We start from the raw sequence: 15,064 nt of genomic DNA on the forward strand, positions 1-15,064 counted from the left end.
GGATTTATTTTTTGCCAAGCAAATCATTAATGATTGAAATGGCTTTCTCTTCGAAATTATCTTCATACCCTTCAATTACTGCTGCGACTTTTCCTTCTTTGTCAATAAAATAGAAAGTAGGAAAGCCTGTTACGTGATATGATTTGACTACATCATCCGCATTAATATAAACAGGATTTTTGATTTTGTATTGTTGCTGAAACTCCAGAATTGCTTTTTTACTGTCTCTATTGGTGATGCTGGCCATTGCAACCTGCTGGTTTTTATATTTTTCATGAAGGTTGTTCAATGGCTTTAGCGAACGCATACAAGGGCCACAACCAATAAAAAAGAAATCCATCATTACAACTTTGCCTTTCATTTGTGTTAAAGACATTTTTTTGCCATTCGCATCAGATAATGTCCAGTTGGGCGCCACCTCGCCTACACCTAATAAGGCTGATCGCTCTTTCTCCTGCTGAAATCCCTGCGGAATCGTCATGGACGAAATATCAATATTGTCCTGGTTAAATTTATAGTCAGTGTAGCGGGTTGCTGAATAATAGTCTGAGATGCCATCGCCAATACCTGTGCTCCTTGATTTGATGATTACACAGTTTAGCATATCCGATGACTTCTCAAAGAACAGGTTAAAAGAGGTATAAAAATGCTCTTTATTGATGATAGTGTCGTAGGTATTAACAATTAAATGAGAACAGGTAACATTATTGATGGTGGTATCACCAACGATTTCAGATGGTTTTCTTACTATGAAACCTTTTATATTTTTCAGGAATTCAAGTAGTGAACCCTGAATAGCGTGGGCATTGATTGCTTTCATGGTATAAGAGCTGTCTGCATAACTTATGCTCATTAATTTTTGCCCATTATATAGTGTGGCTGAAGGAAACTTATTGCCTTTAATGGTAAGTTCCCTGTTAAACAGGTAGCCGAAGTTTTTATCTTCAGGAGCTTTTGAAAAAATATCGTTGTATTGTATGATTAACGTATCACTGGTATATTCCTTTTGCTTGAGAATATATTGATAGCTGAAGTTGTCATAGCTTTCAATTTTATCAATTGTTTGCTGCACTTGGTGCAAAGCCTCCTGTGCATTCACATTCAGGCAGGATAAGACAAATGTGACGGACACACATAGCTTGATAAGCTTCTTGCTGAAGTAAATCATTTCTGTTAAAAGCTTTAGACGGTGAGTGTTTTTCGTGGCATTTTCGAACAGGTAATTTCCTATCGATATTCAAGATAGTAATAACTACGAATATTTCGTAGTTATTTTTCTGTGATGGATTTAATGGTCACTTTTGCACTCCGGCATTGTAAGCTGTAGTTCTATTGACTATTTTTACGGTCTATGAGTCTGTATGTTACCAAAACGGTTCTTGTTCTCGGCGCCAATTCCGATGTAGCAAAAGAAGTTATCCTGTTGTACCTGGAAAAGGGATATCATGTTATAGCAGCTTCCCGCAGCACAGCGGAAATAGCTTTATTTATGGAAGCCAGGAATATGCCCCGGCAACTGCTGACTATTTGCTACTTTGATGCTACTGCTTTTGGAGATCATGCTGCATTCTATGCTGCATTACCTGCCAAACCGCACATTGTTATATATGCCGCCGGCTTCCAGGTAACGAATGAACAGGCGCTGCTGGACTGGGAGGGTAGCTACCGGATGATGCAGGTACATTATGCCGGCGCCGTATCTATTATTAATCTCATTATAAAAGATAGTGACAATAATCACCTGGAAAGGATTATCGGGTTATCTTCCCTTTCCGGCGTGCGGGGACGTAAAAGCAACTTCGTTTACGGAAGTACGAAGGCGGCATTTACACAGTACCTGGCAGGACTAAGACAATACCTGTTTTCCCGGAAAATTATTGTTAACGTGATCGTTGCAGGATATATCCGCAGCAAGATGACCGCCGGATTAGACCTCCCGGAATCGTTACTGATGGAGCCTTCATTTATTGCCCGTACCATTGTAAATGCCGGCAATAGTTTCACCATTGTACCGGGTATTAAATGGAAAGTTATTTACCGGATACTGAAGTATATGCCGGAGCGGCTTGTAGCCAGATTGCCATAAAGACGAAAATATTGGTTGCTATGAAACAGGGTGCAGGCCCATCTTTCAAGCAAAAATATATGTTTATCTCCGCTGCATTTTGCTAAAAGCTAAAAGCTAATGGCTAAAAGCTAAGAAAATCAGCCTCCCCATTGCTCCAGTACTCCTTGTCGCAATATCTGAACACTGTTCTCCGCTTCCTGTAGCGTGAAATGTCCGAATCCCAGTCGCATCGCCGTTAATTCTTTATGCTGGTATAGTAAGGTTTTGGGAATAAACAGGTTATTCCTGGCGCAGGCTTTACTCAGCTTCATGAGGTTGATGGGTTGTTTCCACCGGGTCCATACGGCGAGGCCGCCGGCCGGTTTTTTGAAGTCAATGAATTCGCGAAGCTGGTCCTGTAGTATGTCCACAATATGATCCCGCCGCTCCTGGTATATTTTAAGTGATTTTTTCAGGTAGCGGTGAATTTCTCCTGCTTCGATCATTTCTCCCAATACCTGTTCCATCAGTACATCGCCTTGCCGGTCGATGATGCCAAGATGTTTTCTCATTTCTGTCATCAGGTTTTCCGGGGCAACTATAAACCCTGTTCTGAAGCCGGGGGCCAAGGATTTACCGAATGCACCAATATAGATCACCATGCCATTGCTGTCGGCACTGGCCAGGGGAAGCAGGGGACTATTGTCGTAGTGAAAATCGTAATCGTAGTCATCTTCCAGGATAATAAATCCGAACTCGGTGGCCAGATGAAGTAAGGCAATCCGGCGGGAAGCACTTAATGTGACCGTAGTAGGGTAGTGGTGGTGCGGGGTGATATACAGCATCCGGATTTTATGTTTCTTGCAGATATCGCGTACGGCTGCTACATCAATACCATCTTCATCAATGGGCACAGACATAATGGTGGCGCCGGATTTCTGGAAAATCATGTTCACGGAAAAGTAGCTCAATGATCCTACCAATACAATATCTCCAGGGGATAATAATATTTCGGAAGTAATGAATACACTCATTTCTGTGCTGCGTGTAATCAGGATATTGTCTTTGGATATATGGAGGCCGCGTGACTGATTCAGGTAATTAGACAGGTGTTGCTTAAAAAATTCGCTGCCATCATGATTGTAGTAGCCTAGTTTTTTATGGTTACTCTTTCTTTTCAGGTTGGCGCTGTACAGGCTGGATAAATGACTGATCTGGGTAAGGCGGATATCGGGGGTACCGTCATTGAATACATACTCACAGGAAGAGTGTTCGAAGGGATTATCCAGCAGGTTGGATTTCTGGAAAGAAAATCCGGTTGCCTTTGGGTAATGCGCCAACTGGTTTTCCTGGGCGTTGCGGATCTTCTGCGGCCTGGGATCTATTTTGCCAATGATGAAGGTGCCTTTGTTGGGCCTTGTTTGTACCCAACCCTGGGCATCCAGTTCTTCATATACTGCTACAATGGTATTTCTGTTTACTTCCAGTAGTTCGCTGAAATGCCGGGTGCCGGGCAGCCGGGTGCCGGTTACCAGGAAACCCCGCTGAATAGCGTTGATCAGCTGGTGGGCGATCTGTAAATAGATGGCGGTGCCTGACTGCCGGTCTATCTGTACAAAGCTTTTATATGGAACAGTAAGCGGACTACTCATGCTGTCATTAATAAGACGGTCTAATAGTCCGGCAAGATATTTTATTTACGGGGAAAATCTTTTGTATTGTTTTTAATATAATATATAAAGATGGGAAGTTAAAGTTTGTAACAGGAAGATGAGCCACTGTGGATCGGATACTCCCTTATAGATATGGTTATAGGAGAAACGGAAAAATAACCGGACTAGCTGAAATATAAAAACTGGCCTAGTGGAACCATCCGGTAAGCGACTACTTTTGAACCGAAACAAGTTAAATATGCAAGATTTACTGCAACAGATTGTTGGTAGCGATTTCCTGCACGCCAGGTGGTTAAATACCCTTTCCTTTATGGAGAATGCCGGCGCCAGGAAAATATCTGCCTGTGAGCATCTTACCACGGTAGACCTTATCCAGCTGAAACACGCGGCGGAAGAACATCGCCACGCCTATTACCTGAAAAAACAAATTGCAAAAATAGATACAGAGAGCTGCAAAACATATCAGCTGCAGGAACTGCTGGCACCTCATCAGACCAGGCATTACCTGCATCAACTGGATGTACAAACCTGCCGTTACCTGAAAACCGCTTTCGGCCTGGAAGGGCAGCAGCTGAAATATGCCGCCTACCTCTTTGTAACCTATGCGATAGAAGTCCGCGCCGACCTGCTTTACCCGGTATACCAGGCCGCCCTTGATAAAGCGCAGAGTAAAGTAATGGTACGTTCCATTATTGTGGAGGAAGAAGGCCACCTGGAAGAAATGATTAATCAGCTCAACAGGTTTGCTACGGACTGGGAAGCGCATGCGCAACACGTTCAAGCCCTGGAACAACAGCTGTTTGACGTGTGGATGGCCGCTATTGGCCAGGAACTGCACCAGTACGCATAACTATATTCATACACTACTTATAATCCACTCAATAACGCACGATGACATCAGCTATCAGAAATGACTGGACGCTGGAAGAAATCCAGGCCATCTACGACCAGCCTTTGCTGGAACTGGTTTTCCAGGCAGCTACCATACACCGGGAACGGCATTCCGCCAAAGAAATACAGGTATGTACCCTTTTATCCATCAAAACCGGCGGATGCCCGGAAGACTGTTCCTATTGCGGACAGGCCGCCAGGTATCATACGGATATTAAAGTACAGGCGTTGTTGTCTACCGAAACGGTACTCATGCACGCCAGGAAAGCCAAAGAAACCGGATCTACCCGTTTCTGCATGGCGGCCGCCTGGCGCGAAGTAAGAGATAACAAGGATTTCGACCGCGTGATAGACATGGTAAAAGGAGTGAATGACCTCGGCCTGGAAGTATGTTGTACTTTGGGTATGCTCACAGAAGAACAGGCAATTCGCCTTCAGGAAGCAGGCCTGTATGCCTATAACCACAATCTCGATACGTCAGAAGAATACTATAAAGAAATTATTTCTACCCGGAAATTCGATAACCGGATCAATACCATCAATAACGTCCGCAAAGCAGGTATCACCGTATGTTCCGGTGGTATTATCGGCTTAGGCGAAACGCATCGCGACCGGATTTCCATGTTGCTCACACTGGCTACCATGCCTAAACACCCGGAGTCCGTGCCCATTAATGCACTGGCAAGAGTGAAAGGCACGCCGCTGGAAGATAATCCTAAAATAGATGCTTGGGATATGGTGCGTATGATTGCCACCGCCAGAATTGTAATGCCTGCTTCTACCGTGCGCCTCACCGCGGGCCGCATAGAAATGACTGAATCTGAACAGGCCTGGTGCTTCATGGCAGGCGCCAATTCCATCTTTACAGGAGAGCGCCAAACCCTGCTGGTAACACCTAATCCAGGCGTAACAGAAGATATGAAGATGCTGCAAACCCTGGGATTGGAACCTAAGTTGAGTAAAAAAGAAGTGTCAGCCTGTTGACCCGATAATAAATACTTATTAATACAACGCCGCTTAAATCATATGATTTAAGCGGCGTTGTTGTTAAATACGCTTTTAAGATATAGTGCATTAAGCATACCCATCATTAGCTGCAAAAGTGTATTATGATGATGTAGGCTCCGTCGATGCTATGCTTAGCACCTGCTAAGTACCTACAGAAGCAGTGCAGGAGAGGTGGACTTGATGTGGGGGTGAGTTCCGGATGTATAACCCTGATGAAATTGAATCAGCAGACGAATGGAGGTCAGCACTGGCCATAGCAGGGCTCCTTCCCTACCAGACTGTAGCTGCGGAAAGAAATACACTATTGAAAGAAACCAGGTATAAAGGGGTTATTTATCAAAATATCTCCAGGGGCAAGGATCGCTTTATTCCAGTTGAATGATAGCTGGATATGCGTGAGTATAGGTAAGGTTGGGAAGCAATTTCGTCCGCTTTGGGTAAGTACGTTTTTTAGCATATTTGGGAACCTGTGGTGCTGCCACTGCAATAATATCGGCGGCCATATATTGTTTGTTGCCCGATGGGCCATCGCTGTACATCGCCCTTACCTGGAAAACTACTACCAATGAGCCTTCTCCGGGTACCTCCAGCGAAACATTTGTTTCCTGGAAAGTAGTAGCCGGATCAATCATGAGTACAACTGTTTCGCTGCCCTCCACCAGACGAGATCTGAAATCAATACACGTTGCGATCACTTTTACTTCCAGCGCAGCCATATCTTTATGCTGCACGATGGTTTGTGCGGGAATATTTAATATCCCGTTAGGGAGAAGCCGGGGAGCCACCGCAAAAAAACGATCTATTCCGGTATGCTGATTGAATCGGAAGCCTGTGATGGCGGCGTGATGATCGCCTGCAGCAATGAGTAGCTTGTTGAGCCGATTGATGTGGCCGCCATCACAATGGATGTCCAGGTGGGGGTAGAAGGCATGCCGGATAAAAGCGCCTTTCCTGCTGGCGATGCCAAAGCGCCTGGATGCGCGGCGGGTAGCAGCCGTTTGCTGCACGCTTTCCGGCATGGAGCCCAGGAAGTATTCGCCATTGCGTTTATACCCAATGAGAGGGCCGAGTTTTCCCGTAAAGGGAAGGATAGACATTTGCTTTGCCATAGGAGATTATTTTGATAAGATAAAGGTAACATAACCCTGGGGTAAACTAAAATGGGTATCTTTTGGTTAATAGTTTTTGAATGATTGAATCTAAAAAACCTAAAAGTCATTAACTCAAATTCAAACCAATGAGTACTATCAAAGTAAAAGACGGAACCGAAATTTACTACAAGGACTGGGGAACAGGCCAACCTATTGTTTTTCATCATGGCTGGCCTTTGTCCGGTGATGATTGGGATGGGCAAATGATGTTTTTCCTCAGCCAGGGCTACCGGGTAATTGCTCATGACCGGAGAGGGCATGGAAGATCCAGCCAGACTGCCAACGGACATGATATGGACACCTATGCGGCAGATGTGGCGGAGCTTACGAACGCCCTTGATTTAAAAGATGCTATTCATGTTGGTCATTCTACAGGTGGAGGGGAAGTCATCCGCTATGCGGCAAAATATGGAAAAGGCCGTGTGGCCAAAGCAGTACTCATCAGCGCTGTAACACCACAAATGGTAAAAACCGACAAAAATCCGGATGGCGTACCGTTAGCCGTTTTCGATGAAATCAGGGAAAACACCGCCACACAACGAACACAATATTTCCAGGATTTCACGATTCCTTTTTATGGCTATAACCGTGAAGGCGTAAAAATATCGCAGGGTGTTCGCGACAATTGGTGGCGGCAGGGAATGATGGGAGCTATTAAAGCGCATTACGATTGTATCAAGGCTTTCTCGGAAACGGATTTTACGGAAGACCTTAAAAGTGTGGATATTCCTGTGCTGGTAATGCATGGTGAAGATGACCAGATCGTTCCATACCCCATTTCCGCACCCAAGGCTGCCGCTCTTTTAAAGAATGGAAAGCTTATTTCATATCCGGGCTTTCCTCATGGTATGCCTACTACAGAAGCGGCAACGATCAATAAGGATCTCCTGGCATTTATTAAGTCTTAAGATGTTCGATTCCTCTGATACGGGAATTATTAAAGAAACGGGAAACCTGCGCATTGCGCAGGTTTTTTGTTATTTCAGGAGCAACCAATGTGTATTAAAAGCGGACAGTTTTTGTGTCGAAAACGGACAACAGTATATTCATTATACGTAGCTACCACCCTGTAAATCAGTTATATGGCTATCCGGCATTCTCTTTGCCGCCATTTGGCGCAAATCCAGATCGCTACACGGAATGATTGTTATACTATGATTAGAAATTTCTTCAAAATCGCATACAGAAGCCTTTTACGCAATAAAGGCTTTTCCATTATCAATATTACGGGGTTGGCCATTGGTATGGCCGCCGCGATACTAATTTTGCTGTGGATACAGGACGAGCTTAGCTACGATGAGTTTCATGACAATAAAGACAGGATATACGAAGTATGGAATCGCGTACCATTTGAAGGTAGTATCTCAAACTGGAATAGCGTATCCGCATTAACAGCCCGTACACTGGAGAAAGATTTACCGGAAGTGGAACGTGCCGTAAGGGTAGGTTCCAGTAATTACCTCCTTTCAGTAGGAGACAAAAAGATGATGAAGCTGGCAATGGTGGTGGATACCGGTTTTCTGCAAATGTTCAGTTTCCCGATGCTGAAAGGAGATCCGGCTACGGCGCTGAATGATCGGAATGCAGTGGTGCTGACGGAGAAAACGGCGAAGATTTTATTTGGTGATGAAGATGCCATTGGTAAAATGGTGAAAATTGAGAACAAGGATAATTTTACGGTTTCTGGTGTACTGAAGGATTTGCCCGGCAATTCCAGGTTCAATTTTGATTACCTGCTACCCTGGTCATATGTAAAATACAGGGAGGGAGAGGATTTGGGCTGGCACGATAACAGCACCTCTACCTATGTAATGCTGAAACCCAATGCAAACTTTGCCACTGTTGCCGCTAAAGTAAGAGGTTTAAAGCAGCGGTACGATGGAGAAGCAAAAACGATGAAATGGGAGTGGTTTCTTTACCCGCTCAGCCGCTGGCGTTTATATTCCAGTTTTGATGACAGAGGTATGGAAGATAATGGTGGCCGTGGCTCATTCGTAAAGCTATTTGGTATCATCGCCGGGTTTATATTGTTGATTGCCTGCATCAATTTTATGAACCTGAGTACCGCAAGAAGTGAAAAACGGGCAAAAGAAGTAGGGATACGAAAAGTAGTGGGGGCAATGAAGAGTTCTCTTATCATCCAGTTTATCTCAGAATCTGTTTTGCTGGCCTTTCTGGCAGGCATCACGGCTATCGTCATCGTGCAGATAAGTTTGCCCGCTTATAACCAGCTTACAGATAAAAGCCTGTTCATTAACTCTGGCAGTATATCTACATGGATGGCCTTTATCGGGTTTATCCTTTTTACCGGGCTACTGGCCGGCAGTTACCCTGCTTTCTTTCTCTCTTCTTTCCAGCCTGTGAGAGTTTTAAAGGGAACATTTAAAAAAGCCAATGCATTAGTAACGCCAAGAAAAGTATTGGTGGTATTACAGTTTACATTCGCCACCATCCTTATTATTTGCACTGTTATTGTAAAGCAACAAATAGACTACGCCCGTAACCGGGAGACAGGCTACAACAAGGATAATCTCGTTTACCATTTCATGACGGGGGATATCCCTAAGAACTACGAACTTATAAAAAATGAATTGCTGTCATCAGGTATTGCGAAGTCTATCACAAAAACCAACTCCCCGCTTACGGAGCGCTGGAGCGATGGATGGGGGCAGAGTTGGCAGGGAAAGGATCCCAACGACAAAACATCTTTTGATCGGTATTTGTCTGATGAAGGGTTGGGGGTTACTGCCGGCTTGCAATTTGTCCAGGGCCGTGATTTTGACCTGAAACAATATCCTACTGATTCAACGGGGCTGATTATAAATGAGTCGGCACTGAAGGTGATGAAGTTTAAAGATCCGATTGGCAAAGTAGTAGGGGACCTGGGTATAGACTGGCATATTGTAGGAGTTATTAAAGATTTTATTCTTACCAGTCCTTATGAACGCACAAGACCGATATTAATATGCGGAGCCAGGAGCAGTTTCATGAGTTTTAATGTGATGCAGATAAAACTGAATGGAAAGAATACAACTGCTGCAAATCTGGAGAAGACGGCGATTATTTTCAGAAAGTATAATCCTGACTATCCTTTCGATGCAAAGTTTGTGGATGAAGAATATGCAGGAAAGTTCGAGAATGAAAAACGACAAGGTATACTTGCAGCCTTGTTTGCCGGACTCACCATATTTATTTCATGCCTCGGTTTATTCGGACTGGCCACCTATATGGCGGAAAACAGGGTGAAGGAAATTGGGGTACGAAAGATAATGGGGGCATCTATAACCAGTATTACCACCTTATTATCAAAAGATTTTGTAAAACTGGTCATCATTTCTTTCTTAATAGCGGCGCCGCTTGCATGGTGGTGCATGCATAAATGGTTACAAAGTTATACGTACAGAGTAGGTATTGCGTGGTGGGTATTTGCATTAACCGGTCTTTTAACCGTTATAATAGCATTGCTGACGGTATGTTACCAGTCGATAAAAGCAGCAATAGCCAACCCGGTAAAAAGCCTGAGAGCAGAATAAACATTTTGTAAATTCGGGTAATAATTTTCAACTCATTTATATGCAAGAGGATAAGAAATCTGTGATCACATTAGGCGCTCATGAGGGGCAAATCCTTTCAGTGGCGGGTGGTAACTATCGGATACTTGTTTCCGGAAAACAAACCGGTGGCGAATTTGCCACCATTGAAATGTCGGTGCCTCCGGGTGGCGGTCCCGGCCCCCATGCGCATCCTGATTTCCAGGAATCTTTTTACGTACTGGAAGGAGAAGTGGAGGTATGGTCGGAAGAAGGTAGGTACACTGCAACGCAAGGTGCATATATTGTGATACCTAAAGGTGGTATGGTACATAGCTTCAAAAATATGTCCGATAAACTGGCTAAGCTGCTTTGTGTAGTGGTGCCTTCCGGACTGGATGAAATGTTTATGGAATTTGGTACACCCGTAGCGGAAGGAGTGTTTCTGCCTCCACCGGTAATGGACGATGCCATGAAGCAAAAAGTGCTGGCACTTTTTGAAAAATATGGACAGCAACTATATCCTCCGGATTATTTCACCAGGTCGGCAGCAAAAGATTAATAACTTCCAGTATCAGGCAAATGGATTACCAGGTAATTGCACCTCCGCCATCGCTGAAAAACTATGTTCAGTACTTCTGGTCCCTGGAAAACCAAACGGACGATGTATCACAAAAGGTTTTCACGGTCATGAGTAATGGCCAGCCAGGGCTTATTTTTCAGCAGAACCCGGCAGTATTCACGGGTTTCGGGGGAGAACGTCTGCCACAATTGTTTGTATTTGGTCAGGCAAGGAGGTATGGTAAATTGCATGGTGGCGGCAGCTTTCGTACAATCGGTGTCAACTTTCATCCGGCAGCACTTAAATCAGTGTTTGGATTAAACGCAAATGAGTTGACGGATCAAAATGTTTGTATCAGTCACCTTACTAAAACGTCTTTAACGGATCAGCTGTTGAATTGTAGTTCCGGGCAACAACAGGCGGATTGTCTTTTTTCATTCCTGCTGGAGCAAACCCATCGTCATGAAGATGACAACAAAAAGCTGAGTTATGCAGTAGCTGCACTACAACAGGGTAAGAAGTTATCCGGGGTATTGCATGACCTCCATTTATCAGAGCGTTCCCTGGAGCGACTCTTTCTAACGCATATTGGCATTACGCCTATTCTGTATGCCCGCATTTGCCGTTTCCAGGCATCGGTAGGGCTTTTACGGCAAGGCAAAATTCGTTCCCTCACAGAGATTGCTCATTCGCTCGGCTACTTTGACCAATCCCATTTTATCCGCGATTTCAGGCTTTTTTCCGGCGTGAGCCCCGGCATTTATCTGCGCAAATCTATTGAACGGATGCCCGGATTTCCGGAATGGCCATCATAAAAAAAGGCCCTGTCGGTTTTTTACAATTTTGCCAGATTCCCGGTGGCTAATTTTGTTGCATTCATCATCTTCAAAATTAATAGCATGAAAAACGTGATCAGCTGGTTTGAAATTTATGCGTCAGATTTTAACAGGGCAAAGAAATTTTACACAGATGTATTTAAGTATAAGCTCACGGATTTGCCGGTGAGCAGCGAGAGGCATTCACATATGGACTATGCTGCTTTTCCGGGCGATGAAAAGGGGAATGGACCAGGCGGTGCATTGGTGAAGATTGACCAGGTAACACCCGGTAAAGGCGGTATCCTGGTGTATTTTGCTTCCGAAGAAATTAATACAGAGCTGGGGCGTGTGGAAGCCGCTGGCGGAAAAATCATCCAGCCGAAATTGAATATAGGAGACTTTGGTTTTATTGCATTGATAGAAGACACAGAAGGAAATATGATCGGCTTACGTTCATTGAAGTAATTTTTGAATTAATCATGTAACAGGTCTATGATGGAACAAAACAGGAAAAAGGTGGAACCGGATAATACAGCGGTAAGAGTAGCTTTATGGAGAGCCATGCACGTTCAGATTGATCCGTTGCCACATATCGTTGAAGACGAAATTGGATTTAAGCTGATAGCACCTGCCGGTGAGTGGCGGCAACGTCCTGACATGAGTCCGGATTTTACAAAACGGCTCCGTGCGTCCGTGGTGGCCCGTGCCCGGTTTATTGACGACCTGGTGATAGCACAGCAGCAACAGGGTGTTCATCAATATGTGATACTCGGTGCCGGGCTGGATACTTTTGCGCAACGCCAGCCGGCAATAGCTGAGCAGTTACAGATATTTGAAATAGACCAGCCGGATACGCAGTCCTGGAAACAACAACGATTAATGGAACTTGGATTTGGTATTCCATCGTGGCTACATTTTGTGTCTGTTGATTTTGAAATTTCTTCCTGGTGGAAGCAATTAATAAAAGCCGGTTTTGACACCAGCAAACCTGCGGTGGTAGCCTGCGCTGGCGTTAGTCTGTATCTTACAAAAGAGGCGGTGCAGGCTACCCTGCGTCAGATCGCGACATTGCCCGCCGGTTCTACACTGGCTATCGCATTTTATTTACCATTGGAACTCCTGGACGAAGTGGATCAACCTTTACAACAGATCGCCAATAAAGGCGCAGCGGCCGCCGGAACGCCTTTTATCAGTTTTTTTACCCCGGCAGAAATGCAGGAGATGGCATTGCAAGCGGGTTTTAAAGCAATAGAAGTAGTGTCAACGGAAACGCTGGCCCAACGTTATTTTATGGGCAGAACAGATCGTTTTAGTCCTGCCAGCGGAGAGAATTTCCTGGTAGCACTTACGTGAGCAAGGTTTATCATTTCACCAGCTCATCCGCGAATTTGATGTATTGCATCCAGTCAAATAATAAAATATCGTGGTCGCCGGTCCGGATATGATAGCGGATGGTATTTCCAACAGACGTATCCGGTGCAGGCATTTCATCCGTTCCCAAACCTTTTTTGCCAAAAAGCGCGTATACTGGTTCCGCGTTTTTTGCTCCGAGGAATTCTCCGTAAGGATCTGCCCACCGATCATTGGTGGCACTCGCCACGTATAAAGGCCGTGGCGCCGCTAAAGCCAGCAGCATATGCTGGTCTATGGGAAGTGCATTAATATCGTCTGCATAGTCTTTATACGTCGAAATATACCAATGCGGGAAGGAGGTGATCATGCCTTTTAAATTTTGTCCATAGTTCCGGTGTGATAAAGCGGCGCCACCTTCACCGGAGTCATTGGAAACGACGGCTGCAAAACGGGTGTCATTGGCAGCAGCCCACAACGCTATTTTACCCAGGCGGGAATGCCCAATTACCATTACCCTTGCGGCATCTACAGCCTTGTCGGTTTGGAGGTAGTCCAATATGCGGCTTAATCCCCAGGCCCAGGCACCCATAGCGCACCAGTCTGTGGACTTTAACTGCAGCGACTTAGCTAAAGTGCTCCGTATACCTGTTTGCCATCCATCCGGATAATCGGGTTCCAGATCGCCGTAATAGGCAGTTGCTACACCGTAGCCATGTTCAATGATTGTTTTAATTGGCCAGCACTTTTCCTGATCACCTCTTGCAGGGGCCAGTGTATCTTTTTTAATCTTCAGAAAGTCGAGATAGGTTTGAGAAACAAGAATATTTTCATCTGTGCTGACGCTCTGATTTCCTTTGAAGTTCCAGCCCGCAAAAACCGGAACCGGATGTGTGGTATTCGCCGGAACATACAACAACAGATCAATATAAGGGCCCTTTTCCCCCGCAGTTAAATAGATGCGTACCTGTTTGGAAATGGCCAGTCCACCCACGGCGGCGCTGTCAATTTTCTGCATTACAAAATGCATGTCTGCAGACGGACCTGGAAATTGCCCGTACATATTTTCTTTAAACAGCTGTAATACTTCGTTTCTGCGGTGACCATTCCAATCTGATGAAGTCCGCACTTTTTTATGTTGGTTGGTAATTAGGGGAGATGGCAACTGATAGGTCCCCACAGCGGATTCGGTATAGTTCGGGTTCTTTTGGGCAAAAACGGAAATGGCGCCGGAACTAAGGACCATAGCGATAAAAAATCTCAGGTAAACGTGGGTCGATGTTGGCATAAATCAATTTCCTGGGTAATCAATAAGCAGCCTATGTGGAATCAGGAAGGCTATCATTTAAAGATAGGGTATCTTCCTTAATATTACTAGTAGCGCATAAAGATTGTAAGGCGTTCGTTCAGTGCGGATCTTCTTTTTTTGCAACATAATGTTTATGTTTGGTTTGAACGCTATTGGTGGGATTTGACATGAATATTTATAAGAACAACTCACATGAACTTCAGAGAAGCAACAATTGAAGATATCGCACAAATACATGTAGTCAGAAATGGGGTAAATGAAAATAAGTTATCTGATCCTGAACGGATCACCTACAATGACTATGTTGAATTTTTAACTATCAGGGGGAAGGGATGGGTATGTGAGATGGACAACCGGATAGTTGGATTTGCGGTAGTTGATGTGCAAGAAGATAACATATGGGCCTTGTTTATACTCCCCGCGTTTGAAGGAAAAGGGATTGGGAGGAAACTACAGGAGTTGATGCTTACCTGGTATTTTTCTGGCAATAAAGACTGTGTTTGGCTGGGAACTTGTCCTGATACGCGGGCGGCAGCATTCTACCGGAAATCAGGCTGGCAGGAAACGGGTAGGAATGGGGAGAAGGAGCTGAAGTTTGAAATGACACGAGCCGCGTGGAGGAAGGGGCGTTAACGGGCTATCCTCCATATGGAGAACCGTTGTCAAAAGCTAAAATCAGAAATTATTTCAATTAATAGCCATAAATTGCTTTTCATGAAGCCCCC

General features: G+C 44.7%; 14 protein-coding genes. 10 read left to right on the forward strand and 4 right to left on the reverse strand.

Annotated features, from left to right (window positions below; all coding sequences use genetic code 11):
* Positions 1-4: 4 nt before the first annotated feature.
* Positions 5-1,132: a TlpA family protein disulfide reductase gene (locus AB4Z08_RS26510; protein ID WP_441576802.1), complete on the reverse strand. Its 1,128-nt coding sequence runs from the start codon at positions 1,130-1,132 to the stop codon at positions 5-7.
* 219 nt (positions 1,133-1,351) lie between these two features.
* Here AB4Z08_RS26510 and AB4Z08_RS26515 point away from each other — a divergent pair, with 219 nt between their 5' ends.
* Positions 1,352-2,086, forward strand: coding sequence for an SDR family NAD(P)-dependent oxidoreductase (locus tag AB4Z08_RS26515; RefSeq protein ID WP_441576803.1), 735 nt, complete (start codon positions 1,352-1,354; stop codon positions 2,084-2,086).
* 119 nt (positions 2,087-2,205) lie between these two features.
* Here the strand turns inward: AB4Z08_RS26515 and AB4Z08_RS26520 are convergent, their stop codons facing one another.
* Positions 2,206-3,699 (reverse strand): aminotransferase-like domain-containing protein, encoded by a 1,494-nt coding sequence (locus AB4Z08_RS26520; RefSeq protein WP_441576804.1) that lies wholly within the window; start codon positions 3,697-3,699, stop codon positions 2,206-2,208.
* A gap of 259 nt (positions 3,700-3,958) precedes the next feature.
* Between AB4Z08_RS26520 and AB4Z08_RS26525 the strand changes: the two genes are divergently transcribed.
* Positions 3,959-4,570 (forward strand): hypothetical protein, encoded by a 612-nt coding sequence (locus AB4Z08_RS26525; protein ID WP_441576805.1) that lies wholly within the window; start codon positions 3,959-3,961, stop codon positions 4,568-4,570.
* Between the two features lie 41 nt (positions 4,571-4,611).
* Positions 4,612-5,595, forward strand: a complete 984-nt coding sequence (bioB, locus tag AB4Z08_RS26530; RefSeq protein WP_441576806.1) for a biotin synthase BioB — start codon at positions 4,612-4,614, stop codon at positions 5,593-5,595.
* 389 nt (positions 5,596-5,984) lie between these two features.
* Here bioB and AB4Z08_RS26535 read toward each other — a convergent pair whose 3' ends face one another.
* Positions 5,985-6,728, reverse strand: coding sequence for a hypothetical protein (locus AB4Z08_RS26535; protein WP_441576807.1), 744 nt, complete (start codon positions 6,726-6,728; stop codon positions 5,985-5,987).
* A gap of 128 nt (positions 6,729-6,856) precedes the next feature.
* On the opposite strand from AB4Z08_RS26535, the gene AB4Z08_RS26540 reads away from it, so the two are divergent.
* The 6 genes from AB4Z08_RS26540 (at position 6,857) to AB4Z08_RS26565 (ending at position 13,033) form a co-directional block, all read left to right on the forward strand.
* The gene (locus tag AB4Z08_RS26540) at positions 6,857-7,678 is read left to right on the forward strand and encodes an alpha/beta fold hydrolase (protein WP_441576808.1); all 822 of its coding nucleotides are present in this window, start codon (positions 6,857-6,859) and stop codon (positions 7,676-7,678) included.
* Positions 7,679-7,924: 246 nt separating this feature from the next.
* Positions 7,925-10,303, forward strand: coding sequence for an ABC transporter permease (locus AB4Z08_RS26545; protein WP_441576809.1), 2,379 nt, complete (start codon positions 7,925-7,927; stop codon positions 10,301-10,303).
* 40 nt (positions 10,304-10,343) lie between these two features.
* Complete coding sequence (locus AB4Z08_RS26550; RefSeq protein WP_441576810.1) at positions 10,344-10,862, forward strand: cupin domain-containing protein; 519 nt, start codon at positions 10,344-10,346, stop codon at positions 10,860-10,862.
* 20 nt (positions 10,863-10,882) lie between these two features.
* Positions 10,883-11,677 carry an AraC family transcriptional regulator gene (locus AB4Z08_RS26555; RefSeq protein WP_441576811.1) on the forward strand — a complete coding sequence of 265 codons (795 nt, stop codon included), beginning with the start codon at positions 10,883-10,885 and terminating at the stop codon, positions 11,675-11,677.
* An 84-nt stretch (positions 11,678-11,761) separates the two neighbouring features.
* Entirely contained in the window at positions 11,762-12,145 is a 384-nt protein-coding gene (locus AB4Z08_RS26560; RefSeq protein WP_441576812.1) for a VOC family protein, read from the forward strand.
* A 27-nt stretch (positions 12,146-12,172) separates the two neighbouring features.
* Positions 12,173-13,033 carry a class I SAM-dependent methyltransferase gene (locus AB4Z08_RS26565; protein WP_441576813.1) on the forward strand — a complete coding sequence of 287 codons (861 nt, stop codon included), beginning with the start codon at positions 12,173-12,175 and terminating at the stop codon, positions 13,031-13,033.
* A gap of 10 nt (positions 13,034-13,043) precedes the next feature.
* Here AB4Z08_RS26565 and AB4Z08_RS26570 read toward each other — a convergent pair whose 3' ends face one another.
* Positions 13,044-14,318 carry a glucuronyl esterase domain-containing protein gene (locus tag AB4Z08_RS26570; protein WP_441576814.1) on the reverse strand — a complete coding sequence of 425 codons (1,275 nt, stop codon included), beginning with the start codon at positions 14,316-14,318 and terminating at the stop codon, positions 13,044-13,046.
* A 213-nt stretch (positions 14,319-14,531) separates the two neighbouring features.
* Here AB4Z08_RS26570 and AB4Z08_RS26575 point away from each other — a divergent pair, with 213 nt between their 5' ends.
* Positions 14,532-14,972 carry a GNAT family N-acetyltransferase gene (locus AB4Z08_RS26575; RefSeq protein WP_441576815.1) on the forward strand — a complete coding sequence of 147 codons (441 nt, stop codon included), beginning with the start codon at positions 14,532-14,534 and terminating at the stop codon, positions 14,970-14,972.
* Positions 14,973-15,064: the final 92 nt, after the last annotated feature.

Source organism: Chitinophaga sp. RAB17 (assembly GCF_052114225.1).
Taxonomy (GTDB): domain Bacteria; phylum Bacteroidota; class Bacteroidia; order Chitinophagales; family Chitinophagaceae; genus Chitinophaga.

Bases quoted from the DNA above. Each gene is read 5' to 3' on its own strand.
- AB4Z08_RS26515 (WP_441576803.1), top strand. From the start codon at position 1,352: ATGAGTCTGTATGTTACCAAAACGGTTCTTGTTCTCGGCGCCAATTCC.
- AB4Z08_RS26520 (WP_441576804.1), bottom strand. From the start codon at position 3,699: ATGAGTAGTCCGCTTACTGTTCCATATAAAAGCTTTGTACAGATAGAC.
- AB4Z08_RS26525 (WP_441576805.1), top strand. From the start codon at position 3,959: ATGCAAGATTTACTGCAACAGATTGTTGGTAGCGATTTCCTGCACGCC.
- bioB (WP_441576806.1), top strand. From the start codon at position 4,612: ATGACATCAGCTATCAGAAATGACTGGACGCTGGAAGAAATCCAGGCC.
- AB4Z08_RS26535 (WP_441576807.1), bottom strand. From the start codon at position 6,728: ATGGCAAAGCAAATGTCTATCCTTCCCTTTACGGGAAAACTCGGCCCT.
- AB4Z08_RS26540 (WP_441576808.1), top strand. From the start codon at position 6,857: ATGAGTACTATCAAAGTAAAAGACGGAACCGAAATTTACTACAAGGAC.
- AB4Z08_RS26545 (WP_441576809.1), top strand. From the start codon at position 7,925: ATGATTAGAAATTTCTTCAAAATCGCATACAGAAGCCTTTTACGCAAT.
- AB4Z08_RS26550 (WP_441576810.1), top strand. From the start codon at position 10,344: ATGCAAGAGGATAAGAAATCTGTGATCACATTAGGCGCTCATGAGGGG.
- AB4Z08_RS26555 (WP_441576811.1), top strand. From the start codon at position 10,883: ATGGATTACCAGGTAATTGCACCTCCGCCATCGCTGAAAAACTATGTT.
- AB4Z08_RS26560 (WP_441576812.1), top strand. From the start codon at position 11,762: ATGAAAAACGTGATCAGCTGGTTTGAAATTTATGCGTCAGATTTTAAC.
- AB4Z08_RS26565 (WP_441576813.1), top strand. From the start codon at position 12,173: ATGATGGAACAAAACAGGAAAAAGGTGGAACCGGATAATACAGCGGTA.
- AB4Z08_RS26570 (WP_441576814.1), bottom strand. From the start codon at position 14,318: ATGCCAACATCGACCCACGTTTACCTGAGATTTTTTATCGCTATGGTC.
- AB4Z08_RS26575 (WP_441576815.1), top strand. From the start codon at position 14,532: ATGAACTTCAGAGAAGCAACAATTGAAGATATCGCACAAATACATGTA.